The organism is Photorhabdus aegyptia (assembly GCF_000612035.1).
GTDB classification, from domain to species: domain Bacteria; phylum Pseudomonadota; class Gammaproteobacteria; order Enterobacterales; family Enterobacteriaceae; genus Photorhabdus; species Photorhabdus akhurstii.
Genome location: NZ_JFGV01000024.1, coordinates 14,726 through 38,983 on the forward strand (window position 1 = coordinate 14,726; position 24,258 = coordinate 38,983).

The following is a 24,258-nucleotide window of genomic DNA, read 5'->3' on the forward strand; positions in this document are numbered from 1 at the left end:
CATCCAATATTTTAATAATTTGAGGATTTTTTGTTTTCAACATAATAGGCATTGCTCGGGAGTCGTAAACACACTACTTTCATCATCATGTTCCAGTAGTGACTAGCCCTGAATCTAGTGAAAGCGGCGTGACTGAGCCATAACCTGACGCGAAAAAAGGTCAACTACCGGAGTGAGACAACACCAGCCACCATGAATATGGATATAATTGATATATCTATACCAACCCGCTTTGGCAACTCCGACAGAACCAGAGTTTCATCAGATTCGGGGAAGTGGGTGCTTCTTTCCGGTAACGGTGTTTTCCCGTCTGACCGCGAAGATGCAGACGCTTTGCATCCGGAGTACGGCGTAATAAAGTGGGATATCTTTAGAAGACGATACAGTTCCACCACAGTCCATCATTCTTTAAGTCGTGTTGTTAATGCACAAAGCTGACTGGAATATCGTTCATCAACACGGAAGTTTGCTTTAGTTTTCTTTTGTCATTTCTAGACGTTTTACCTGTACCCTGAGTAACTGTATTTCATGTTGCTCCGTCGTCAGGCCGACCCCTGTAGGGGGAACGCCACTCATTTCCGCTTCATGAGGGACACTCCTGACGAACGAAGGTATGACAGAACATCTCTGGGATATATTCTTTAACCCGATAAAGCAACGGGTGCGTTAGATGGTTTGCCCCGTATCAGCACATTCAGAAAAGTTTTTGTGAGTGGGTGTGTCCTTTTGACAGAAAAGCAGATTGTACATCTCGTAGCCGATGTATTCACAGTTCGGCTATACTTGGATTGCCTACGTTCGTAGACACACTTGGCCTATGGTTGGAGACCGGTGAAGTAGCCATACTGGAAAAGAGAACCAACACGTTACATTAGATTCCTGCTTAACACACCACACACATTGGTTTACCTGAAACGGGTTCGGGGTGAATTTCCGCTTTAATGCCGAATACCCGCTGTAATAATTTCGGGGTCATAACCTCCTCGGGGGAGCCTTGGGCGACAACCTGCCCCTGCGAAAGCAGTACCAGGTGGTCACAGTACCGGCTAGCCTGATTGAGGTCATGAAGTACGGTCACGACCGTTTTTCCTTCATTGTTCAGTTCACGCAGCAGCTTCATCAATTCCACCTGATGGTTGATGTCCAGGTATGTCGTGGGTTCGTCGAGCAGCACCACCGGCGTATCTTGGGCCAGAACCATCGCCAGAAAAGCGCGCTGCCGTTGCCCGCCCGAAAGGTCGGCAATATGTTTATCGGCAAGATGGCTAATCTGCGTTTTTTCCATTGCTTGTTTTACAAGGTGACGATCATGAGATGCTAAACGCCCCCAGAACGTCAGCCAAGGGCTGCGTCCGTATGCAACCAGTTCATGGACGGCGATCCCTTCTGGTGTGAGAGGATGTTGCGGTAAAAGCGCCAGATGTCTGGCGAGCTTGCGTGAGGAAAAGTGCGCTAAAGGTTCACTATCTATTGTTATCTTTCCAGATAATGGCGTTAATAGCCGTGAAAAGCATTTCAGTAATGTCGATTTACCACAGCCATTGGGGCCGAGTAACGCCGTGATTTTCCCGGTCGGGAGGGTGAGCGACAGGTCATTTAGAATACGTTTCTCCCCGTAGCCCGCAGATAACTTTTCCGTAGCCAGTTGCATTTAACGTGTCCTCACTAAAAGCCAGAAGAAATAAGGAGCGCCAATGATGGCGGTCAGCACGCCAGCAGGCAATTCCATTGGTGGGGCTATGGTCCTTGCCAGCAAATCGGCTAGTAGTAAAACCAGCGCACCCATAAGCATGGATGTTGGTATAAGCCAGCGATGCCGTCCTCCCACAAGTCTGCGAACGAGATGGGGGACCACGAGGCTGATAAAACCAATCGGCCCGCAAACGGCAACGCCTGTTGAGGCGAGCGCTACTGCCAGCATTAATCCCCAGGATTGTACCTGTAGGAGCGAGACACCCAGTGTGCTGGCGCTGTCATCACCAAGTGCCAGCAAATCTAAATCGCGACAAAAACGCAGGCTGAGCGGTATCAGTATCATCAATACTGGCAAGGCTATAGCCACAAACTGCCAGTCGCGTCCCCACAGACTGCCGGTCAGCCACAAAAGCGCGTTATTGATATCTTGTGGGCGTGAGAGCATTAGGTAGTCGGTGATACTTGTCCAGGTAGCTGAAAGTGCGACGCCAACCAGTGCAAGGCGCAGTGGCGAAGAGGGGCCGGCAATCGCCCGCAGTAGGATTAGCGCGGCCATTCCACCGCAAAAAGCGAGTAGCGGAAGCCACTGCACCGGCAGAGAAGGGAAAAGGATCAGTGCACTTACCGACGCCAGGCTTGCTGCATGGTTTACCCCAAGTACATCGGGGGAGGCCAGTGGATTACGAACAATGCCCTGAACCAGAACGCCGGAAAGCGCCAGTGCAGCGCCTATAGTGATGGCGAGTAAAATACGCGGCAAGCGGTACTGTGTTAGCACAAAGTGGTGTTTGTCACTGGGTTGCCAGCCGCTTATTAATGCGCTCCAGGGAAGTGGTTGTGCGCCCATGTGTAGTGCTAGCACCAGCGTAACTGCCAGCAATATTACTAACAGCGAGATAACCTGACGATTCATGTTCGCTTCCTTGCCAGCCAGACAAAGCAGGGTGCGCCAATCAGCGCCAGAACTGCGCCTGCCGGGAGTTCTCCTGGCCAGGCCAGCGCACGGGCCAGTAAATCCGCAAGTAGCATAAACACCGCTCCCAGCAACATGCACATTGGCAGTGTGCGGCGCAGATCATAGCCGACCCAGAAACGTGCCAGATGCGGCATGAGCAGGCCAATAAACACGATCGGCCCCGCCACACTGACGCAAGCCCCCACCAGAGTCAGTACCGCCAAACTGACGAAGATACGCAGGCGAGTTAGATTCACGCCAAGTGTATGGGCACTGACATCGCCAGCGTTGAGCAGATTAAGCGATTTCGCCCATAACAAAACCGCAGGTACAGTAACCACCACGAAAGGGAATAGTTGCCAGAATTCAGGCCAGCGGACATGGGAGACTCCACCCGCTAGCCAGTAAAAAATGCCGTAAGCATGCTCTTCGGCAAGCAGTAGCGTAATACGTGTTAGTGCCATACATAAGGCAGATAAGGCAATGCCTGCCAGAATTAGCTGGTTGCGATCGTATTTTTGCTGCCAGCTACCACTTGCGGCCATCACCATCATCCAGCTAATTCCACCGCCGCAGGCCGCCACCAAGGAAATGGAATATCCGGCCAGCGGTGCCGGGCTGAAAGCGCTGACCAGTGCCATAGCCAGTGCGGCGCCACTGTTAATGCCCAGTAAGGAGGGGGAGGCCAGCGGATTATGAGTGAGCGTCTGGAGTAGTGCGCCGGACAATGCCAGAGCTGCGCCGAGCAGAATAGCAACCAGACTGCGTGGTAGCCGCAGATTGATAACCAGCGCTTCAGGTAGCGTCGGTGTATGGCCTGGCACCAGTGCCTTGAGTGCGCTGATGGCGGGAATGGGAATCGCAGAATAACAAAACAGGCTGAGCCAGAATGCACTAAACAGTGCTACCAGCGGCAATCCCCAAAGCCAGACTGGATGATGGCGGCACCTCATGGTGTTTCATTAACTGGCTGATGATGGAAGATTTTTACTGCATCACTGCCAATGCGTTCTGCGGCAAATATCCCGCGCATACGAGCCCAAGTGTTGCTGTCTACTGCCGCTATCTGATGTTTGTGCTGTGCTGTCATCATCTGCCACAGAGTATCTTGCTGCCAGCGCTTCACAATGCTCTCCTGGCGATAGTGGGCCACGATAAGCCAGTCAGGATTGAGTGCCAGTAACTGTTCCAGGCTGAGAGAAGCCATTGCCGCATGATTAACTGGCGTGGGAACTTTTAGCCCTAATGCCGTTAAGACGCTGCCGGTATAGGTATCGCTGGAGTGCAGGTTAAATTGCTGTTCGCGCGAGGTGCCAAAAACCACACTGACGCCTTGTGGCAACTGACTGGCATAGCCTTTCATGCGTTCACGGTGCTCTGCCAGCCGTTTCTGCATCTCACTATCTTTCCCCATGACTTTGCCGATGATCGCGGCAGATTGCAGGTTTTCTTCGTAAGTTTCGTTACGGGACTTGAGTAGCAGAACGGGAGCGATGCCCTTGAGTGACCGATAAATCCCCGCGTGGCGTTGACTGTCTGCAATGATGAGATCTGGTTTTAGCGCGCTGATGGCTTCAAGGCTTGGTTGAGCGCGAGTGCCCGTTGATTGCCAGGGTTTAATACGCTGGCGAACATCGGTGAGGATGCGCTGCGGATCATTATCATCGGCAATACCTACCGGACTGATATTGATGGTGGCCAACGCATCAGCAAACGACAATTCCAGCACGACCACGCGTTGGGGAACGGTATTGATGGTAAAACTGCCCTGCTCATCCTGTACCGTGACCGCAATGGCGTGGGGCAGACTGGTGAAGAAGAGCAAAACGATAAACATAACGTGAATCGGTGTAAGCATAACTTAGCTCCAGAAATAGCAAAGCCGGGCAGTAGCCCGGCGAATGGATTAATGTAACGTTAGAATTTTACAGAACCCTGCATATAGAACGTACGTGGCTGCCCGGCGTAGATGCCTTTGTTATTATCATCATAGGAACGGGTGTAATACTCGTGGTCGAAAATGTTTTTCACCCCAAAGGCCAGACTCAGATTAGCCATTTGTGGACCGAAGTCATACGCCACGCGCGTATCCCACAGCATAAAGCCCGGAATGCGACCGGTGCTGCCATTGGCGCTTTCCTGCACGGTATTAGCGTTATCAGCAAATTGGCTGGATTGGGATGTACTGTTGAGGTTGAAGGTCCAGTTACCCGGTTTGTAATCTATGCCAAATGCACCTTTGTGTTTCGGTGAGAACGGCACTTGATTCCCGTAGGTGTTGCCCTCTTCACGAATTTCCGCGCTCACATATGTGTAGCTGGCGTAAACCGAAACGTTCTCCAATTTGGGCGTAAGTTCGGAAAGATCGTAACGTGCCTGAGTTTCCAGCCCGGTGTGTCGGGTTTTTCCACGTGCCGTGACAGTATCGTTAGTCTGGTTGGAGTCGTACTGATTGTTGAAGTTAATCAGGAACAGCCCCATTTCCGCAGCCAATGCGCCGTCGTCGTAGCGAGTTCCGACTTCCCAAGTTCGCGCCTTTTCCGGTTCTACATTACCGCTTTTCACCGCCTTGCCAATTTGGCTGTACTGTACGGTGCCGAATGAACCTTCCGTATTGGCGTAAAGATTCCAACTATCAGTAATATGATAAAGAACATTGAGTGCTGGCAACGGCGCATCGTAACTGACTTCTTGACGGGTGCCTTTCACATTGTTGTTTTGGAAGGATTTGATATGTTCGAATCGTATCCCCGGCGTGATGGTCCAGTTGCCGATGTCAATGCGGTCGTCAATGTACCAAGCGTGTGCCTCAGTGCCGGAGCGGGTATTACGGTCATAAGGGCTTGACGTGCTAGGTAATTCGCCGCTGCTGGTGGCGGTGTAGTAACGCATTTCGTGACTGGATTCATTCACATAACGGTAGCCAATCCCTACTTCGTGGGCCGAAGGACCTAAATTGAAGAGCTGACTATAACGTGGTTCGATGCTGCGCACCCAGTATTCGCGTGGGGAAAGGGTAATGCGCTTGCCCTGTTCAAGATAGCCGCTGCGCAAGGTATGAGTATATAAGCCCTGAATATTGAATTTATGCTGTTGGTCAGGTTGATACTGATAGCTGAGACTTGCAAGCTGACGGCGGCCCCAGAAGCGGTCATATGGGCGAGTGGATTGCCAGCGATTGGCATCGTAATCGGCGCGTGAAAGGCCCCCGGGCATATCCGCGCGGCCATCATAATATTGCAGTAGGCTGTTGAAAGTGTGCACTTCATTGGGTGCATAGCGGCTTTTGAGCATCACATCGTCAATGTGCGTGGCGCTGTGTTCGCGCCAGTCGCTGCCGCGTGTGCCGGAGTAGAGAAGCGCTGTGCCGAAACCGTTATCTGCCGTACCGCCAATCATCAGATTATGGGTTTCTTTGGGATTATTTTGTGAGGATGTGGGGCTAAGCTGGCCTTCTACGCTTGCGTCAATACCAAAATCCTGCGGGATAGCGCGGGTCACGAAATTCACCACACCACCGACGCTTTGCGGCCCGTAACGCACGGCACCGCCGCCGCGTACCACATCTATTGCGTCCATGTTGCCGAGAGATACGGGCGCTAACGATAGTTGTGGCTGGCCGTAAGGCGCGAAGGGTACCGGAACGCCGTCCATCAGAACCGTAGAGCGGCTAGCGAGACGTGGGTTCAGGCCACGAATGCCAAAGTTCATCGCCAGATCGTGGCTGCCGGTACCGTTGTTTTCCGGTGCATTGACGCCGGGAATGCGGTTCAACACTTCACGCATTGTGGTTGCGCCTGTTTTAGCAAAATCTTCCCGGCGGATGACATCACGTGCGCCTGCATGTTCAAACACGTCAGCTTCACGGGCGCTACCTAGCCAGTCGCCTACCACGGTCAGCACGTCTTTCTGCGCAGCAGGGGCGGGTTCGAGTGTGAACGTGTTATCACCCAGTGTTTTCACCTGTAAATCAGTGCCGACCAGCAAGGTGTTCAGTCCATCGGTGATGGAGTAATTGCCGTGTAGACCGCTACTCTGTTTGCTGCGGGTTAAGCTGGCATCTACTGAAAGGGTAATACCGGCGTGGGTGGAGTACTGATTAAGAACTTTATCCAGTTCGCCCGCATTAATGTCATAGTGTACGCTAGCTGGCTCTACCGCAGCATACGTTATCCCTGAGGTTAGGCAAGCCACCGGTAACAGGCTCAAACGAATCGCCATTACCAGCGGTGTTGCTTTGTGAAGCGCGCGCAGTGGCTGTGCACGTAAAGGCATCATAACGTCTCCATAATCATTTTGTTGCTGTATTCACTTATGAAGTCGAACGAGGAAACAAAAAGGACAATTGAAAATGATTATTTTTTACGTTAACGATTTTTCTACGGGTAGAACATTCACCCAATAACGGGTAATGTATTGAATCTTAACGGGAAGTGTTTTCTCTATGACGCTCAATATCGTATCGGTATTTTTTATCGGGAAAGTGCCGCTTAACCGTAGCGAGGCGACGGCCGGGTCGCAGCGTAATATGCCGCTTCGATAACGGGAGAGGGTTGCTATTACTTCATTCAGTGGCTTATCGCTGAAACTTAGTACACCCTGAGTCCATGCGTTGTCTTCGGCGGTTGCCGCGGTTAGTTCACCGAAATCGGTGGCGCTGAATCTTAGGCTTTCGCCCTGACGCACAATACATTTATGGTCGGCACTGGTTAGTATTACCTCTACGGCATGTTGCTGAACGCTAAGTAGTGTGGCGTTGGCTTCCTGGCGAACCGTAAATTTGGTACCTAGCGCAGTCAGTTGTGCATGACGGGTTTGTACACGAAACAGCTTTGCTTCGGTATCATGCCCGGTAGTGATGGAAATTTCGCCGTACCGGAGATGTACCAGACGTTGTTGAGGAGTAAAATGGACATCTGCGGCACTGTCGGTATTGAGTGTAAGCAGTGTGCCATCGCTCAGTCGATGATGCTGAATATCTCCTTTAGCAGTATGGTAATCGGCCCGCAGACCTTCTCCCACTTCCGAACACCACAGTTGCCAGCCACCGCCAGCCCCTAGTAGTAACAGTATGCCTTTCATCACCCTGCGTCGTGACAGGTAAGTTTCCTGAAGTGTGTGGCTTGCCACATTACCTGGCACAACAAGCATCTGGTTGCGCAGATTTTCCACTTGCTGCCACGCCCATTGATGATCTGGATGCTGTTCGTACCAGCGTTGCCATTTTTCAGTTTGCAGCGGACTTACCTGATCGCTACTCAGTATCGCATACCAGTGTGATGCTGATTTTAATGCCTGGCGGCGAGAATGGGTTAACATGGTATCCATATCAGAGTCCATGCTCCAGGCGAAACAGCAGGCAGTGCTCGGTGGCTTTGGCCATATATTTTTTCACGGAACTGACGGAGACATTGAGGCGTGAAGCAATGTCGCTGTAGGTCAAATTTTCAAGCTGAGACAATAAAAACGCTTGGCGTGTTTTGTTGCTCAGACCATCGATCATCTGGTCGATTTGCTGGAGTGTTTCAAGTTGACACTGACGGATTTCCGGCGAGGGCATAAGCGCCTCGGGCCGCTGCGCCAGTAGTTCCAGATAGGCTTTTTCCAGCGCGTTGCGGCGAAATAGATCGATCATTATCCTTTTGGCGATCGTACAGAGGAAGGATTTTTGGTCGCGAATGGCTTGTAGCGAGTCGCCGGTCATCACACGCAGGAAGGTATCCTGCGCTACGTCATCGGCGTCGAAGGACGATTGCAGTTTGCGCGTGAGCCAGTTTTTCAGCCAGCCATGATGCTCGCCGTAAAGCGATTCAAACGTTAGCTCAGCAGAAACAACAATGCGGTCAGACATACCCTATAACATCAAAAGTCAATAATCACGGTATCATCTTAATGTGAGAATAGTTATCATTACAATCGTTACGAAGGTTTTTTATTTCATGTTAATGTGACTTAAGTCGGTATAGCCGGGAGACTTATCTCTGTTTCTTTAAGAAGATGTTGGAGTGTAATCGTTGTCTTACCAGATTTCGATATGCGTATTCCGCCCAATTTGATCACTGATTCCAGTTACATTAATTCATTCTTATTTACAGTTGTTGTATGTTGTTATTTATTGATTTATATGGTTATTTATATGAGATTTTGAACGAAAAAATGATTTGAGGATTTTCAGTGATGGATGAATTTAATGGGATGATTAATTTACTGAGTTATTTACCTGAATTCGTTCGTATTTTTGTTGTACAAGGTTTGATTGTTGTTGCTCTGTTTAGTTTTGTAGCGAAGATGCTAATGCAAGGGAGTAGTAAAGAGTTAATGATACAGATTTTTCAGGGAGTGCGTTATCTCTGCAAGTGGATTAATAAAGTGAATTTATACTTGATGGAACAGGCTAGTCTGCCCATTAAATACCCAAGGGTTAAAAGGGTGTTCGATTATTTATTCATGTTTACTTTTTACTGTTGTAGTGCACTTTTTACAATTTTATTGATTGTATTCTTTGCCGCTTTTGTTAATGGCAGTGGTAGTATGAAGTCTATTATTTTGTTTTTCGTTGCTACGTATGTAACTTTTTATCTTATCAAATTTTTCTTTTCCCAAGCCGAAAAAGTGAGATTAGAATTGAAAGTTAAGAACATATAGTTTGATGTGCTTTTCATAATTCTTGGGGAAGAGATTATTTAAATGATCTCTTCTACCTATATTGAATCAAATTTATCAACGAACCAAGACGACTTTAACGCTGTTTTTACTGCCTTTAACCTTCTTGTTTAATGCTTTTTATTTACTATACAGCTCCCTACCTGCTCCGGTTAAATCATGTGAATTGTCATTTTTTGTACCATCTGGAAGTAAGAGAGGTTATAGAGATTTTTACTCATTTAAATAAGATTAGATATGTCTTATTTGGATGTGATAAAATAGGTATTAAGAAAAGCTGTTTTTATCAATCAGCGTGGTTTTAAAATCTGGAAAAAGGGTGAGCGTATCATGAGTAAATAGGTAAAGACTCTGATTATCAAAGTAAAAAGGAAGTGATTAAGGTTTTTAAAGCGGAAAAAATCCAATGCTATACTGACATTGAGAGAGAAAAAACCAGGGAAAATAGTTAATTTGGCAGAATTTAAACTTTGAAAAAAAGTGATTATCCGAAAAAACACAAAGGAGGATTTTTATATTATCAAACTATTTATTGGCTAATTTATGTAGAATATAAAGAGTAATGACCTATAAAAATTGCTTAAAATTCCCGATAAGATAGTGCCAATAAAGATAAAAAGTAGGTGTCAAAAGTGGTAAGAATAACAGTTAAATCTTTATGCTAATTAAAGTAATTGATTGAAAAAATGACTTTTAATAATAGTTTAAAACCTGCGAGTTATAAAACTATCGGTGGAAAAGGATAAATGAAAATATGAATCCGTTAATCTATTTTTAAAGATGAAGCGTTTTAATAACGTTTTCAATCGGAGAATAAAATTTTTCATAAACCAATTAAATAATCGATGATGAAAAATAGGCATAACAAAATCCCCAGATAAATGATTTAACAGAATACAAATTGGGACCCTGTAAATGCGTCAGTTTAGACTTGCTTTACCCTGCTTTAATCCGTTGTGAATAGTATTTCTTTGCTATGATTTGATTTAAATCATTCCTCTTTTTATGCTTTTAACATGCTAAAATAATTTCATGTTGTTGTTTTTAAAACCTATTTTTTGCGCTCAGTTATACGAAAAGACATTTCGTGAGCCGGGAGCAATAAAATGCTTGGATTTGTATTTTGTTCAGCAGGCAAGGTTTCACGCTCGATGATAGATTTATCAAAATACGGGAGTTCCGTTCCTTTGTCATACTGAAAAACACGCCATTATTCACGAAATGCCAGCTAAATATATCTGCAAAAAGATCTACAACATGCCAGATTAAACTTGGTTTATCCGGTTCATCTTAAAGTTTTCCGCTTGTGCCAGTACGCCCTGATACACATCATCATTAGCTACTGGCGGGAAGCGATGTTTATGCAGCAGTAGAATCAAATCCACTTTGAGTTTTGCCTTGATATCGTCACGCTTGCTCCAGTCCGGGTATTGGGCGGTGTTATCAACAATCTGTTTCATCTCTTTGGCTAGAGCTAGCATTTTGTCATCGTCATAGGTGAATTGATACTTTTCGCGCATATGAACTAAGATGTCAAAAAACGCTTTTTCCTCAATATCGATGCCCATCTCGGCATAGGTGCCCATTTCGGTTTTAATATCGTAGATGATATCGGCCATCTCTTGGCTGAAGGTCTCAAACTCTTCGCCGTTTAAGACATCATCTTCCCGGCGCTCGTTGTAGCGATCCATCAGCGCTTGAAAACGACGGGAAAAGTTAATGCTCTGTAGCTGGTTTACCTTCTTAAATTCGCCAATCGCCTTTTCCAGTAGTTTTTGTAATAGCTGGATTTTAGTGTTGGGCAGTTTGATTTTATTGATGCGATCCAGGTAGTCGTCATCAAAGATGTCAATGGATTCAGCCTTGTCTTCACCTAGCGTGTAAAGTTCCTCAACTCCATCGGCTTTCAGTGCTGCGGCGATCATGTCACGAACTTGGGTGTTCATCTGTGTCACATCAGGAGCGTCGCCTTTGGTAAGTTTGAATACGATGGAACGGATGGCGAGGAAGAAGTGAATGCGATCACGTTCATCCTGGGTTAACTGTTCGCTGCCACAACACACGTCATAAGCTGCTTTCAGGCGTTTAACCAGCGCCATAAAACGGTTTTCGACTTTTTTGGTTTGCAGTACGAACTCAGCGGCGCGATTCAGGCACGCGAGTTGCGCCCGCGCTTCACCGCTAAAATAATCGCTAGGGTCAAAGTGATGGAATATCTGTGCCAGTAAATCGAGGTGGTTTTTCACTTCAATAACGGATTGATAAATATCTTCAAAATTGGTGGAGTCGGTTTTGGAATACATCGCCAGCGCTTGGTTCATTTGTCGCTTGATGCCAATATAGTCGACTACCAGTCCTTTGCTTTTACCCTCAAGGTTGCGGTTTACGCGGGAGATAGTCTGAATTAGGTTATGTTTTTGCAGCGGTTTATCGATATAGATCGTATCCAGTTCGGGAACATCAAACCCAGTCAGCCACATGTCCACCACAATGGCAATTTTGAAATTTGATTTTGGATTTTTGAACTGCTTATCTAATTCTTTACGGTAGTCCTTACTGCCAAGCAGATTGTAGAGTGTTGCCTCGTCATCTTTACCGCGTGTCATCACCATCTTTACCATTTCAGACGGAGGCAACTCTTTTTGCTCGGCTTCGGTAAGTTCGACGCCATCAGGAGCCTGTTTGGCCTTAAACCAGGTAGGGCGTATTTCTTTGAGTTGTTTGTAAAACTCCCAAGCAATCTCGCGGCTGGCGCAGACAAACATCGCTTTACCTTTTACCGTTGAACCCTCCGAGACACGTTTTTCGTAATGTTTCGCGAAATCGTCGGCCAGCGCCTTCAGGCGGTCGGGATCACCTAAAATAGCATTCATATTGGCTGAGGCTTTCTTACTTTCATCGATTTGATATTCACTGGCACCGGCTGCCGCACACTCTTCATAATATTTTTCGATCTCTTCGAGTTTGCCGTTATCGAGAATAACTTTCGCCGCCCGGCCTTCATAGACAATACGTACCGTGATGCTATCTTTTACTGATTCAGTCATAGTGTAGCTGTCGACCACTTCACCGAATACATCCAGCGTGGCGTCAATCGGTGTGCCAGTAAAGCCGGCATAGGTCGCTTCCGGCAGCGAGTCATGCAGGTATTTGGCGAAACCGTACGTTTTGCGAACTGTACCGCTTTTTTCATCAATTATCAGTTTCTGGTCGAGGTTTACCTGGCTGCGGTGCGCTTCGTCGGAAATACAGATAATGTTGTTGCGCCGCGAGAGCAACTCTGTATCTTCGGTGAACTTATGAATAGTGGTCAGGAATATGCCGCCGCTGTTGCGCCCGGCCAGTTGCGCGCGCAAATCTGCCCGGCTTTTGACAGGTACAATGGTGGCGTCGCCAATATACTCTGTGGCATCGCAGAACTGGCGGGATAACTGGTCATCTAGATCGGTACGATCGGTGATCAACACGATCGTCGGGCTGGAGAAATCTACGCTCTTCATTAGCAAGCGAGTCAAAAATTGCATGGTGTAGCTTTTGCCACAACCCGTGGCGCCAAAGTAGGTACCACCTTTACCGTTTCCTTGTGGTTTACGTGCCCGTTTGATGCTGTAATAGAGTTTGCGCGCAGCGTAATACTGAGGGTAGCGGCAGCAGATTTTAATCTCTTCTTTCGCTTTATCTGGGAAATGAATAAAGTTTTTAATCACATCCAGCAGGCGTACCGGGTGGAAAAGGCCGTTAATCATAGTGTGTAGGGAAGCGATACCGTTCTGCTCACGGCTTTCATCCCCGGTGACTTTGCGCCATGAATAAAAATATTCATACGGTGCAAACAGGTTGCCCATGCGGTTGTTAACACCGTCGCTGATAATGCACAGTGCGTTGTAGATAAATAGCTGGGGAATATCCCGGCGGTAGCGAATGCATAATTGCTTCCAGGCATCGCCCAGACTGGCTTCTTGTTCGCGGATTGCGCTTTTAAATTCAAATACTACCAGCGGCAAGCCGTTGATGTAGAGAATGGCGTCCGGGATACGGATCTGTTCCTCTTTACCGGCAATCTCCAGTTGATTAACGATCTTAAAGCGATTGACCGAGCGGGAGACATTATAAGAAGTAGGAGGCTCCGCCGCTTGTTGTAAGGGCATCTCGTCAGTGTTGAATAATTCATTCAGCGCGGCGGGTAGATGGCGGGTGTTGATCAGTTCGATATAAAGATCTTTCTCACTACGATCGTCACGTTTAAAAAGAAAGCCATTAGCAAGCCAGGAACAGAAGGTTTTGTTGCTGTCGTATAGATCGGTGGCGGAAAGAGTGGAGAGTTGGCGAATAATCCGATTGATTTCGTTGTCAGTTAGACCTTCCGGTTGATAGCGAGTTGCCAGATAGTAACGTAGATCGTCGTCGATAATTACCTGATCTTTGCTGGTTCTGACGAGTTTTTCACCCAGCGTGTGGGGATAACCCTGTTCTCCTAACAGTTCAATAATGGCGTGTTCTAATTTGGCTTCACTAAATTTCAAACTCATTATTCTCCGTTCTAGGTGTGGCGTTTGCTTGTCGCGCTGTTCGGTTCCTTGATTTGCCTTAGGGCTTTTTAATTGCTAAAAGCCTTAAGGCAAAACCCCTTTATCAAGGGGCTAAAATGGTTATGCTGCTTTTGCTTCGTTTATTGCTTCCGGTAGATCGTCCAGTGATAGTTCGCCGGAGATAAGTTTAGGAAGTAGGGTGTCGCGGAGTTGGGTTAGTGAAGATATTTCCGCATTGTTGAGGCTCATTTTTGAAAACAGATTTTCTATTTTTTCTGCAAAATTGTTCATTACCGTTGCATTGGGAACTGTAACGTAATAATTATCAAAACAACTACTTTGTACCCGCTGTCTACCTGATGATCCGACCATACTTTGAATTGCATGAGAACGGAATCTTTCGTTTCTGGACAGACATGCAACATAACCAAAATGCACCTTGTATGTGGCTTTCATAACAATGAACTCTGTAGAGCCAAAACCGACTTCGTTATCATTTAGAAAGTCAACGAATCCAGTTTTTCCATTTTCTAAACAAGGAGTAATTCTTGCAAGTAAGATATCGTTTTTTTGAAATTTTACACCACCAGAAAATGGTTTCATTATTACATCACTAATAGAATATCCACTTATCGGTAGTGCTTTCATATCAATATATTTTGCATTCTGGCCTTTAGATAGCTTCACACTAGGGTTTATTTCTATAGCTTTAGAGACTGGTTCATATTCCCACCCCTTTGGCACCCAACCCAATTCCGTTTCTTCAAATTCGGCTGGAAATAATGTACGAATTTCAGTTGGCAACGGCTTGAAATCTGAGCTTTTACGTACTTTTTGACGCAATTCTGCTCGTTCCTGAAGGGCTTTTGGGATTGGGTTTCCCGCATCCAGTGCATTATCAATCACCGGATCGAAATCAACAAACCAGGATTTAAACAGGGCTTGTGCCATTTGTTCTAGGGTTTGATTGATTTGGATATTGTTCGATATTTTACTATCAAAACACTCTAAGTTATTTGCAATAACATATTGTATATTTAATGGAGGTTTTGGTACCTCAAGGTTTTCTATCATCCCCTTTGTAAGGGCATTTCTCGTCGCTCCAGCACTGGCGAGATTTAGTAAAGTTTGTTGTTGGTATGGACTAGCTAAGTAATACCGAAGAAAACGGGGATCAAAGTCCCTGGGGTTTGGACGAATAATTGAAACATGTTGGTTCACTCGCGCGGGTAGAAAACATTCTTGTGCGAGACAAACGCGAGCAACAGAATCTCCAGTAATGTTAAGTAAAACATCATTTTTCTGTACTATAACATTTTTAAGCTTAGTTGCTGCTTCATCACTGATATAAACAAGACCATTAGTATTAAAGCCATCGTTGTATATATTTTGGCTTCGTATCAGATATGTACTACCAGTGGTATCGTATACATTACTTCCACCCTTTGGGGTAGCGCCACTGCCAATTTTTAGACAAAAGTCTCCAAGGCGAACTAAAGGCCACTTACTCCCCATAACCCAATGCCTCCAGATTCTGGCGAATTGCTTTATCCAGCTCTTCTGCCTGCTTCATCTGCTGGAACAGGGTCTGCGATAGATCACGCATTTTGGTTTCAAAAGCGATGCCGTCATCTTCCTGCTCTACTGCACCGACATAGCGGCCTGGGGTTAATACATAGTCATTAGCTTTAATTTCTGCAATGGTTGCGACTTTACAGAAACCGGCGATATCTTCGTATTTCTCCAGCTTACCGTCGCCGCGTTTGATACGTTCCGCTAGCTCTTCTGGAGTACTGCGCCAAGCGTGATAAGTATCCGCGATAGTGGAGATATCGTCTGCCGTTAGCTCTTTAGTGGTGCGGTTAATCATGGTGCCGAGGTTACGGGAGTCGATAAATAGCATTTCCCCCTGGCGGTTGCGGTAGCCTTTCGCTGCATCCACTTCTTTGTTTTTAGTGAGAAACCACAGACATACCGGTATCTGAGTGGTGTAAAACAGTTGGCCGGGCAGGGCAATCATACATTCCGTCAGATCATTTTCGATCATCTGAGCGCGGATCTCGCCTTCGCCGCTGGTGTTGGAGCTCATAGAGCCGTTCGCCAGCACAAAACCGGCGGTGCCGCTGGCGCTCAGCTTGGAAAGCATATGCAAAATCCAGCCGTAGTTGGCGTTGCCAGTCGGCGGCGTGCGGTAACCGGCGAAACGCGGATCGTCAGTCAGTTCGGCGTCATTGCGCCACTCTTTCAGGTTAAACGGTGGATTGGCTAGAATATAATCGGCTTTCAGATCTGGATGTTGATCATTAAAGAAAGTGTCTGCCGGGCGTTCTCCCAAGTTGCCGGAAAGGCCGCGAATGGCAAGGTTCATTTTTGCCAGCTTGTAGGTGGTGGTGGTCAGTTCCTGCCCGTAAATGGCTATGTCACGGCTTTTACCTTTGTGGCTTTCGACAAACTTCACTGACTGCACAAACATCCCGCCAGAACCGCAGCACGGGTCATAAATTTTACCTTGGAACGGTTCCAGCATTTCTGTCAGTAGTGTTACCACGCATTTTGGGGTGTAGAACTCGCCACCACCTTTACCTTCGGTCGCAGCAAATTTTCCTAAGAAGTATTCGTATACCCGCCCAACCAGATCTTCTTTGGAGAGATCCTGTACGTCGGTGTCATGGGCGAGGGTTTCGATGTTATCGATGGTGTCTATCAGCGACGCCAGTTTTTTGGTTTCCAGATTCTGGCGGCTGAAGTAGTTATCCGGTAGCGCACCTTTTAAGGAAGGGTTACGCTTTTCTACGGTCGACAGCGCAGTATCAATATATATTGCTATATTATCTTGTTTGGCGTGTTGTTTGATAAATGACCATCTCGCTTCTTCTGGCAGATAAAAGATGTTGTCTTGTTGGTAGAATTCCTCCATATCGACAAAGGTCTGTTGCCCTTCGTCGAGCATTTTCTGACGACGTTGTTCGAACTTGTCGCTGATAAATTTTAGGAAGACGAGGCTAAGCACTACATGCTTGTACTCAGAAGATTCGACACTACCCCGTAGTTGGTTGGCGGTGTCCCATAATGTTTCTTCAAAGCCTTTCTTTGCTTTGGTTTTTTTAGTTGGTGCTTTAGCCATTTTTCATTGCAGATTGGTTCATTTAGAGGCTATTGTACCGGAAAAGGTGATGAAATAATTCTTTTAAGTGATTATTTTTTGGCTTTGAGTATTTGAACTGACCTAAATGTATTCCGCGTTTCTTTCAACCAGAGTGTCGCAGTATGCACGTCTTGCCGGTATATTCTGTTTTAACTTATTGCATTGAAGCATTGAAGAAGAGTCAGCCGATTACTGTAAATGAAGTTCTACTCTTCTCTACAGGTTAATTAGAGAAATACATATAAAGAAAAAAAATTAATAATAAAGAAATTATTAATGTTTTCCATGCGGATAAATGTAATGTTATGGAGAAATTACGTTCATCTCATGAAAATAAAGCGAAATGTATTAATAACAATATTAATCCAATCCAGTGAAATACCATTCTTTTTAAGATCGCCCTCTGGTTTGCTGGTGATATCCTTATATGTTGCCGACATACGGTAGATCATTTATTGCTTAGTAAATATTCGCAATTACTTATAATTTCAGTTATTTATTTTTCCATTAGAATCATACCAGCATCATGCGTACATTAGTACTTCTTAACTGGCGTGTCCCATTTTTTGTAGATTGGCCTGACAAATGACAGGAAAAACTATTAGTATTGGGAAAATGATCACTTTAGTTTGAAAACCGTTTTCAGGGAAATAGAAATGTTACACGTAATTGCATGGCCTGATCTGCTTATTTGCATTTTTGTCGTTTTCTTTGCTTATCTGGTTTTTGGTATGGCCGGGTTTGGCTCTGCGCTTATTGCTAGCCCAATTCTGGCATTTTATATTCCTGTAGCGAAAATTGTTCCTATGCTTGCGTTAGTGGATTTGACTGCCGCAGTGATTAATATTACCAGAGAGGGTAAAAAATCAGAGTTTAGTGAGATCAAGTTAATCATTCCATTAATGGTTGTCGGTAGCTTGATTGGCGCTGTTATCTTATTGATGGCCCGGCCTAATGTTTTAGTTCTGGTGTTAGGGTTATTTGTTGTTTTCTATTCAATTTATTCGCTATTTTTCAGTAAAACCTACCGTCAATTCCCCGCTAAAGCCGCCATTCCATTTGGGCTGAGTGGCGGTATTTTCAGTGCGCTATTTGGTAGTGGGGGGTTCCTTTATGCAATTTATCTGACTGGGCGGATATCTGATAAGGAGGTTTTCAGGGTTACTCAGACGACTTTAATTGGTTTCAGTACCCTGACGAGAGTGATTATTTTTGTTTTCATGGGTATCTATCTGGACACCTCATTTTTGTTATTGATACTGGTATTTATTCCAGCCATGTTGTTGGGGATCTATTTTGGCCGCCAGGTGACATTGAAAATCTCCAGAGAAACATTCTTGAAGTTTATCAATATTATTGTGCTGGCTTCGGGCTTAATGCTGATATATCGTTATATATTTACTCTTTAAAATAATAACTAATCGGAATTAATATATTCAATATAATATTATTAATTTGTTGTTTTCAGTTCATTTCATATTTATTCTTTTTATTTTTGCTGGATAGATATAAATAAAATGAACAGTCGTGACTATAGAAATAATAATTTTTTTGCCATTTTTACTATTACTACGAGTGTCGCGGTTATTGGCATTGTCATTGGTTTGACGATCCCAATGATAGCGTTACGCTTGAATAGCCAAGGTATCGATGAGTTGTACATTGGTTTAATTTCTGCGGCTCCGGCGTTGGGGGTTCTTTTGAGTGCTCCGGTAGTCCAGAAAATTGTAGCTCTGGTAGGTAAGAAACACGCCATGATGATTGCAACAGGGGTTTCTGCTGGCAGTTTGCTCCCACTTTTGGGTTCGTTGCCGATGGAGGTGCTTTTTCCTCTGCGGCTCATTACTGGTGCTGCTAACGGGTTAATGATCTGTCTAGGTGAAACTTGGATTAATGAACTCTCTGAAGAGAGTAAACGAGGCCGGGTATTGGCTGTTTATACGACGGTTTTTACTATCAGCCAGTTGCTTGGCCCTTCTATCATTGCTTTTTATGGTATTGCAGATAAAACGCCGATATTGATTTGTACTCTGATTCATATCTTCTCTCTGATGCTTTTTGTCATGATAGATCAGAAGAAAGGCGATAAATTGCCGCAACACAGTAAGCAATCCAATTTCTCTATTGTTCAATTTGTGAGGGTTGCACCGGCGATCTGTGGTGGTGTGCTGTTTTTTTCCTTTTTCGACGGGACCATTCTTTCTATGTTACCCATTTACGGAATGAGTTGTGGGTATGTCGAAGCGGTAGCTGCACTAATGATAAGTGTTGTTCTTGCTGGCGATGCATTGATGCAGTTCCCATTTGGTTGGCTGGCGGATCATATGAATCGTATGCGTTTGTACCAGATTTGTGGCGTAGTCACACTCGGAGCGAGTGTGTTATTACCTTTTGTTATGATGTATCAGTATCTTATCTGGCCTCTGTTGATTGTTTTAGGGGCAACTGCGGGGGCTATCTACACCATTGCATTGGTCCAAATTGGTCAGTATTTCTCAGGAAATGATCTGATAGTGGCTAATGCCGCAGCGGCTATGTTGTGGGGGATTGGCAGTTTGTTTGGGCCGCTGCTTGCCGGTATAGCGAGTTCAGTGACGCCATCAGGTTTACCTATTCTACTTGTCATCATTGCAACGCTCTTTCTGATTTCAACAATGGATCGGTTTAATCCACAAAGTGATAAAAGTAATAAAAGCGAAGTGTTCAGTCGATAGCTGTACTGGTGTAAAAGCTGGCTGTGAATGGCAGTCAGCACTAATCCAACTTAAATACCGTCAAAGAGGAAATCGAGTGCCGCTTTTACCTGATTACGGTATTGCGATGCATCGCAAAATTCAGCACCCAAAGCATGAACAGATATACTGGCTAGTTCGTGAGTCATGACAGCATATTCTTTATCGTCTATCAGCCTGATAAGGGGGATCATTCGAACAGGGCGACTGCTGTCAGGATATTTTTCAATTGGCAGCAGTGGGATCACAATTCGGCGGTTTAACTGCCCGATAATGTCACTCGTGACGTCCAGCAACAGGGGATAAACAACAGTTTTCCCAGTATTACGATAAACGGTGAATTGCATCGCTAAAATGTCCTGTATTCATCACTGAAACAACCATGTTCGTCATGGAAACGGTTTAATACCTCCAGAGCTTCCCTATTATCTTCCTGCCATTTCAGCGCCTCGCGATGGCGTAATTCGGCATCCAAGGCGGCGGTCAGTGTGGCACTAAAGTTAATACCTGCTTCACGTGCCCGGTTCAGTAAGCCTCGTTCTACAGTCATTGTGACGCTCTGTGTGTTGCGTTGTCTTGCTGTCATGATTTATCTCCGGTATTGAGTGTGCGTGTAGTTTACACGTATATGGACACGAATTGTAGTTCTGAATGTCGGTTTTTTCGGCTTGTTCAGCGTTACCATTCGTTACTTGTAACGGCTCGCATTTCATTTCGTCCGGCTCACAATAACTGCAAATGAAATTCATTTCATGGTGAAACTGTTGGATCTTCCTTGTCGTCTAAGGCTGAAACATTGTAATTAACTATCGTAAAAAGTTTAATCTCCAGAAGTCGTTCTTCTAATGTTTGGTGAAATAATACTGTTAGCTATTGATTTCGACACTATGATCACTGGATAATCTTTCGCCTTAAATTCTCTCTCTGTTTTCTATTCTGAAAGCCAAACGATTGCTTTTATGTTTTGTTGAACCGATTGGTGCAATATTCATTAAGTGTTGCGTTATTAAGCAAGGTAATCGTTTTCGTTTGATTAGGAAGCAGAAGAAGTACTATGAACATAATGCAGGGGAATGACATGTCAGGCATTCAGGCACCAGTTAAATGCAAACTGGATAAGTATTTTAAATTGACCGAACGTGGCACAACGGTACGCGGTGAAATTCTGGCAGGGATCACAACTTTCTTGGCGATGGTTTATTCAGTCATCGTTGTACCGGGAATGTTAGGGCAGGCAGGGTTTCCCCATACTGCTGTCTTTATTGCGACTTGTCTGGTTGCCGGTTTTGGTTCTTTGTTAATGGGGTTGTGGGTTAACTTGCCAATGGCAATTGGTTGTGCAATTTCGTTGACTGCATTTACTGCCTTTAGCTTGGTTTTAGGGCAGCAAATCACTATCCCGGTTGCACTCGGTGCGGTATTTCTGATGGGGTGCTTGTTTACGGTGATTTCTGTTACCGGTGTTCGTTCTTGGATTTTACGCAATATACCAATGGGTATTGCGCATGGTGCAGGGATTGGTATTGGGCTGTTTTTGTTACTGATTGCGTCAAATGGTGTTGGTCTGGTCATTAAGAATCCACTGGAAGGTCTGCCTGTTGCTCTGGGATCGTTCACCTCTTTTCCGGTTGTGATGACTCTGCTTGGGCTGGCTGTTATTTTTGGCCTGGAAAAATTGAAAGTTCCCGGTGGTGTGTTGTTAGTGATCGTGGTGATTTCTGTTATTGGGCTGATTTTTGATCCGGCAGTGAAATATCAAGGGTTTTTTAAGGTACCAAGTCTGGGAGATGACGGTCTGTCCTTGATTTTTAGTATGGATATTATCGGGGCTTTGCAGCCAATTGTGTTACCTAGTGTGTTGGCGTTGGTAATGACTGCGGTGTTTGATGCCACCGGTACCATCCGTGCAGTAGCAGGGCAAGGGAATCTGTTGGATAAAGGCGGGCAGATTATTAATGGCAGTAAAGCGCTAACTGCCGATTCGGTTAGTAGTATTTTTGCCGGTGCTATCGGCGCTTCTCCGGCTGCGGTATATATTGAATCAGCCGCGGGTACCGCAGCCGGCGGTAAAACAGGTTTAACTGCAACAGTTGTCGGTATCCTGTTTCTGTTAATTTTGTTCTTTTCTCCACTTTCCTATCTTGTACCGGCGTATGCCACGGCGCCGGCGTTGATGTATGTTGGTTTGCTGATGCTGAGTAATGTCAGAAAGCTGGATTTCGATGATTTTGTTGGGGCAATGTCCGGTATGCTTTGTGCGGTCTTTATTGTCCTGACCTGCAATATTGTAACCGGTATTATGTTGGGTTTCAGTTCGCTAGTTGTTGGTCGTATCTGTTCCGGTGAATGGCGCAAATTGAATATCGGTACAGTGGTAATTACGATCGCTTTAGTAGCATTTTATGCTGGTGATTGGGCTATTTGATTGATTAAAAAGTGCGTAAGCGGTGTTCACCCCTGCGCACTTTGCCATTTCTTGCGATTACTTTTAAATTCTCAATTATTTCCCCCGCTATTTATCTGATTAGTTTACAATATTCCTGCAATTCTTTCGGATACGGCTCCGTATGTATCTACCTTTTTCGATTGATTCAGTTATTTTAGTCTTAAGATTTATTCTCACTGTTTTTGTGTTAACGGGAAGAAAGAGAGTTTCAATCTGTATACCAACGGTTCTTAGGTAAATTGTAAGGGCAACATGGAAATATTCTTTACTATTCTGATCTTGATTTTGGTGGTTTCAGTTTCTGGTGTTCTGACTAAAGTGATTCCGTTCCGCATACCTCTGCCGTTAATGCAGATTGCAATGGGAGCATTGCTGGCTTGGCCACACTTTGGCTTACATGTTACTTTTAATCCTGAGCTATTCCTCGTTCTGCTAATTCCTCCTTTGTTATTCGTTGATGGCTGGAAAATGCCAACCAGAGAGTTTTTCCAGTACGGACGGGAAATTTTTATACTGATGCTGGTATTAGTGCTGGTTACTGTTGTCGGTATTGGTTATCTGATTTATTGGCTGATGCCAGGCATTCCGTTAATTGCTGCTTTTGCTCTTGCTGCTGTGCTATCGCCAACGGATGCGGTGGCTTTATCATCCATTGTCGGAAAAAGGCGCATGCCTAAGCGCATGATGAATGTGATGGAAGGGGAAGCGTTAATGAACGATGCTTCCGGCCTGGTAGCCTTAAAGTTCGCTGTAGCGATAGCAATGGGAACGATGGCATTTTCTGTTACTGGCATGACCATAGAATTCGTCAAGGTTGCTATTGGCGGTTTGTTATCCGGTATTGCAGTAACTTGGTTGTACAGTAAATCCCTGCGCTTAATGAATCGTTGGAGCGGTGGCGATCCAGCAACCCAAATTGTTTTCATGTTGCTGTTGCCGTTTGCTTCTTATCTGATTGCAGAACATATTGGCGTTTCCGGTATCCTTGCTTCGGTTGCCGCGGGTATGACGATCAGTAAATCTGGGGTCATCCGTAATGCGCCATTAGCGATGCGTTTACGCGCTGATAGTGTCTGGTCAATGCTGGCGTTCGTGTTTAACGGCTTGGTATTTATCATGTTGGGCCTGCAACTGCCGGGGATCTGGCAAACTTCCGTTATACAGGCAGAAATTGATCCAACTGTTGAAACCTGGATGCTGTTCGCCGCGGTCGCAGTGATTTATGGAGCCCTTCTACTGCTGCGTTTCTGCTGGTTATGGCTGATGAAGAATATCAGCAAAGTTTTTATGAAAAAAAATCCACTGAATTTTGCGACTTATACCACTCGTGAATTATGGCTGGCATCTTTTGCCGGAGTTCGTGGAGCAATCACTCTTGCCGGTGCTCTGTCTGTACCTCTGTTTCTGGCGGATGGTACGCCATTCCCGGCCCGTTATCAGCTTATCTTTATTGCCGCGGGAGTCATTCTGTTCTCGTTGTTAATTGGCGTTCTCTCTTTGCCATTCCTGTTACGGGGTATTCAAGCTTCTGATAAAGAGGCAGATGTCAGTGAGGTACGAATGGCGCGGGCAGCGATGGCGGAAGTGGCGATTGTTAGTATGAATAAGATGGAAGAGCGTCTTTCTGCTAGTCCCGAAGAGCAATTGGATGCTGAGGTTATTACTGAAGTTGCTTCCAGGGTAATTGGTTATTTGCGTCGCCGTACTGTGGGGCAGGATGAGATAGAACATAACTTGCTAGTGGAAGATTTGGAACGTCGTTTTCGTCTGACCGCATTGAGGGCAGAGCGTGGTGAGTTGTATCATCTGCGTGCAACCAGAAAAATCAGTAATGAGACATTGCAAACCTTACTGCATGATTTGGATTTACTGGAAGCTCTACTGGTACAGAAAGAGCACTGATATTTGGTTGTCATGACAATCTTGAGAGTCGCTTTATTCAACCTGATCGGTGAGTATCTCGCCTGTCAGGTTGATAGCTGATTTGTAGTGTTTCTCGTGTCTGGCTGGTGGCATGAGTTTTTCCATCATGGATACCGGAACCCCCTGGCAATAATGAATAATACGTTGGTTCCGGTGGAATGGTTGGTAAA

General features: G+C 45.5%; 17 protein-coding genes. 5 read left to right on the top strand and 12 right to left on the bottom strand.

The features are described 5' to 3' along the window. Positions 1-883: 883 nt before the first annotated feature. From fecE to fecI, 7 genes are all read right to left on the bottom strand, one after another. Positions 884-1,651, bottom strand: a complete 768-nt coding sequence (fecE, locus tag BA1DRAFT_RS09355; RefSeq protein ID WP_036778231.1) for a Fe(3+) dicitrate ABC transporter ATP-binding protein FecE — start codon at positions 1,649-1,651, stop codon at positions 884-886. Then, positions 1,652-2,608 carry a Fe(3+) dicitrate ABC transporter permease subunit FecD gene (gene fecD, locus BA1DRAFT_RS09360; RefSeq protein WP_036778232.1) on the bottom strand — a complete coding sequence of 319 codons (957 nt, stop codon included), beginning with the start codon at positions 2,606-2,608 and terminating at the stop codon, positions 1,652-1,654. After that, positions 2,605-3,603 (bottom strand): iron-dicitrate ABC transporter permease FecC, encoded by a 999-nt coding sequence (gene fecC, locus BA1DRAFT_RS09365; protein ID WP_036778234.1) that lies wholly within the window; start codon positions 3,601-3,603, stop codon positions 2,605-2,607. The genes fecD and fecC overlap by 4 nt, the downstream gene beginning before the upstream one ends. Beyond that, positions 3,600-4,508, bottom strand: coding sequence for a Fe(3+) dicitrate ABC transporter substrate-binding protein FecB (locus tag BA1DRAFT_RS09370; protein WP_072164787.1), 909 nt, complete (start codon positions 4,506-4,508; stop codon positions 3,600-3,602). The genes fecC and BA1DRAFT_RS09370 overlap by 4 nt, the downstream gene beginning before the upstream one ends. Positions 4,509-4,567: 59 nt before the next feature. Beyond that, positions 4,568-6,928, bottom strand: a complete 2,361-nt coding sequence (fecA, locus tag BA1DRAFT_RS09375; RefSeq protein ID WP_036778236.1) for a TonB-dependent Fe(3+) dicitrate receptor FecA — start codon at positions 6,926-6,928, stop codon at positions 4,568-4,570. Positions 6,929-7,012: 84 nt separating this feature from the next. Continuing rightward, positions 7,013-7,978 carry a ferric citrate uptake sigma factor regulator FecR gene (fecR, locus tag BA1DRAFT_RS09380; RefSeq protein WP_036778238.1) on the bottom strand — a complete coding sequence of 322 codons (966 nt, stop codon included), beginning with the start codon at positions 7,976-7,978 and terminating at the stop codon, positions 7,013-7,015. A gap of 1 nt (position 7,979) precedes the next feature. Continuing rightward, the gene (gene fecI, locus BA1DRAFT_RS09385) at positions 7,980-8,501 is read right to left on the bottom strand and encodes a ferric citrate uptake sigma factor FecI (protein WP_036778240.1); all 522 of its coding nucleotides are present in this window, start codon (positions 8,499-8,501) and stop codon (positions 7,980-7,982) included. A 323-nt stretch (positions 8,502-8,824) separates the two neighbouring features. Between fecI and BA1DRAFT_RS09390 the strand changes: the two genes are divergently transcribed. Next, positions 8,825-9,295, top strand: coding sequence for a hypothetical protein (locus BA1DRAFT_RS09390; protein ID WP_152544299.1), 471 nt, complete (start codon positions 8,825-8,827; stop codon positions 9,293-9,295). A gap of 1,283 nt (positions 9,296-10,578) precedes the next feature. On the opposite strand, the gene BA1DRAFT_RS09395 is transcribed toward BA1DRAFT_RS09390, so the two are convergent. The 3 genes from BA1DRAFT_RS09395 to BA1DRAFT_RS09405 all read right to left on the bottom strand — a co-directional run bounded on the left by BA1DRAFT_RS09395 (position 10,579) and on the right by BA1DRAFT_RS09405 (position 16,966). Next, the gene (locus BA1DRAFT_RS09395) at positions 10,579-13,842 is read right to left on the bottom strand and encodes a type I restriction endonuclease subunit R (RefSeq protein ID WP_036778242.1); all 3,264 of its coding nucleotides are present in this window, start codon (positions 13,840-13,842) and stop codon (positions 10,579-10,581) included. A gap of 120 nt (positions 13,843-13,962) precedes the next feature. After that, positions 13,963-15,357 (bottom strand): restriction endonuclease subunit S, encoded by a 1,395-nt coding sequence (locus tag BA1DRAFT_RS09400; RefSeq protein WP_036778243.1) that lies wholly within the window; start codon positions 15,355-15,357, stop codon positions 13,963-13,965. Continuing rightward, the gene (locus tag BA1DRAFT_RS09405) at positions 15,347-16,966 is read right to left on the bottom strand and encodes a type I restriction-modification system subunit M (protein ID WP_036778245.1); all 1,620 of its coding nucleotides are present in this window, start codon (positions 16,964-16,966) and stop codon (positions 15,347-15,349) included. Before BA1DRAFT_RS09405 ends, BA1DRAFT_RS09400 begins: the two co-directional genes overlap by 11 nt. A gap of 677 nt (positions 16,967-17,643) precedes the next feature. Between BA1DRAFT_RS09405 and BA1DRAFT_RS09410 the strand changes: the two genes are divergently transcribed. Together BA1DRAFT_RS09410 and BA1DRAFT_RS09415 are read left to right on the top strand one after the other, a co-directional pair. After that, the gene (locus tag BA1DRAFT_RS09410) at positions 17,644-18,396 is read left to right on the top strand and encodes a sulfite exporter TauE/SafE family protein (protein ID WP_036778246.1); all 753 of its coding nucleotides are present in this window, start codon (positions 17,644-17,646) and stop codon (positions 18,394-18,396) included. Between the two features lie 108 nt (positions 18,397-18,504). Further along, positions 18,505-19,701 carry an MFS transporter gene (locus BA1DRAFT_RS09415; RefSeq protein ID WP_036778248.1) on the top strand — a complete coding sequence of 399 codons (1,197 nt, stop codon included), beginning with the start codon at positions 18,505-18,507 and terminating at the stop codon, positions 19,699-19,701. Between the two features lie 50 nt (positions 19,702-19,751). Here the strand turns inward: BA1DRAFT_RS09415 and BA1DRAFT_RS09420 are convergent, their stop codons facing one another. Next, positions 19,752-20,066 (bottom strand): CcdB family protein, encoded by a 315-nt coding sequence (locus BA1DRAFT_RS09420; RefSeq protein ID WP_036778250.1) that lies wholly within the window; start codon positions 20,064-20,066, stop codon positions 19,752-19,754. 2 nt (positions 20,067-20,068) lie between these two features. Next, complete coding sequence (locus tag BA1DRAFT_RS09425) at positions 20,069-20,305, bottom strand: type II toxin-antitoxin system CcdA family antitoxin (protein WP_036778251.1); 237 nt, start codon at positions 20,303-20,305, stop codon at positions 20,069-20,071. 492 nt (positions 20,306-20,797) lie between these two features. On the opposite strand from BA1DRAFT_RS09425, the gene BA1DRAFT_RS09430 reads away from it, so the two are divergent. Beyond that, positions 20,798-22,144 (top strand): NCS2 family permease, encoded by a 1,347-nt coding sequence (locus BA1DRAFT_RS09430; RefSeq protein WP_036778252.1) that lies wholly within the window; start codon positions 20,798-20,800, stop codon positions 22,142-22,144. A gap of 273 nt (positions 22,145-22,417) precedes the next feature. Further along, complete coding sequence (locus BA1DRAFT_RS09435) at positions 22,418-24,067, top strand: Na+/H+ antiporter (RefSeq protein ID WP_036778254.1); 1,650 nt, start codon at positions 22,418-22,420, stop codon at positions 24,065-24,067. Positions 24,068-24,258: the final 191 nt, after the last annotated feature.

Excerpts from the sequence above, each read along its gene's own strand:
- BA1DRAFT_RS09430 (WP_036778252.1), top strand. The coding sequence starts at position 20,798 with ATGTCAGGCATTCAGGCACCAGTTAAATGCAAACTGGATAAGTATTTT.
- BA1DRAFT_RS09415 (WP_036778248.1), top strand. The coding sequence starts at position 18,505 with ATGAACAGTCGTGACTATAGAAATAATAATTTTTTTGCCATTTTTACT.
- BA1DRAFT_RS09420 (WP_036778250.1), bottom strand. The coding sequence starts at position 20,066 with ATGCAATTCACCGTTTATCGTAATACTGGGAAAACTGTTGTTTATCCC.
- fecA (WP_036778236.1), bottom strand. The coding sequence starts at position 6,928 with ATGATGCCTTTACGTGCACAGCCACTGCGCGCGCTTCACAAAGCAACA.
- BA1DRAFT_RS09395 (WP_036778242.1), bottom strand. The coding sequence starts at position 13,842 with ATGAGTTTGAAATTTAGTGAAGCCAAATTAGAACACGCCATTATTGAA.
- fecE (WP_036778231.1), bottom strand. The coding sequence starts at position 1,651 with ATGCAACTGGCTACGGAAAAGTTATCTGCGGGCTACGGGGAGAAACGT.
- BA1DRAFT_RS09425 (WP_036778251.1), bottom strand. The coding sequence starts at position 20,305 with ATGACAGCAAGACAACGCAACACACAGAGCGTCACAATGACTGTAGAA.
- fecR (WP_036778238.1), bottom strand. The coding sequence starts at position 7,978 with ATGGATACCATGTTAACCCATTCTCGCCGCCAGGCATTAAAATCAGCA.
- BA1DRAFT_RS09405 (WP_036778245.1), bottom strand. The coding sequence starts at position 16,966 with ATGGCTAAAGCACCAACTAAAAAAACCAAAGCAAAGAAAGGCTTTGAA.
- BA1DRAFT_RS09410 (WP_036778246.1), top strand. The coding sequence starts at position 17,644 with ATGTTACACGTAATTGCATGGCCTGATCTGCTTATTTGCATTTTTGTC.
- fecI (WP_036778240.1), bottom strand. The coding sequence starts at position 8,501 with ATGTCTGACCGCATTGTTGTTTCTGCTGAGCTAACGTTTGAATCGCTT.
- BA1DRAFT_RS09400 (WP_036778243.1), bottom strand. The coding sequence starts at position 15,357 with ATGGGGAGTAAGTGGCCTTTAGTTCGCCTTGGAGACTTTTGTCTAAAA.
- BA1DRAFT_RS09435 (WP_036778254.1), top strand. The coding sequence starts at position 22,418 with ATGGAAATATTCTTTACTATTCTGATCTTGATTTTGGTGGTTTCAGTT.
- BA1DRAFT_RS09370 (WP_072164787.1), bottom strand. The coding sequence starts at position 4,508 with ATGCTTACACCGATTCACGTTATGTTTATCGTTTTGCTCTTCTTCACC.
- fecC (WP_036778234.1), bottom strand. The coding sequence starts at position 3,603 with ATGAGGTGCCGCCATCATCCAGTCTGGCTTTGGGGATTGCCGCTGGTA.
- fecD (WP_036778232.1), bottom strand. The coding sequence starts at position 2,608 with ATGAATCGTCAGGTTATCTCGCTGTTAGTAATATTGCTGGCAGTTACG.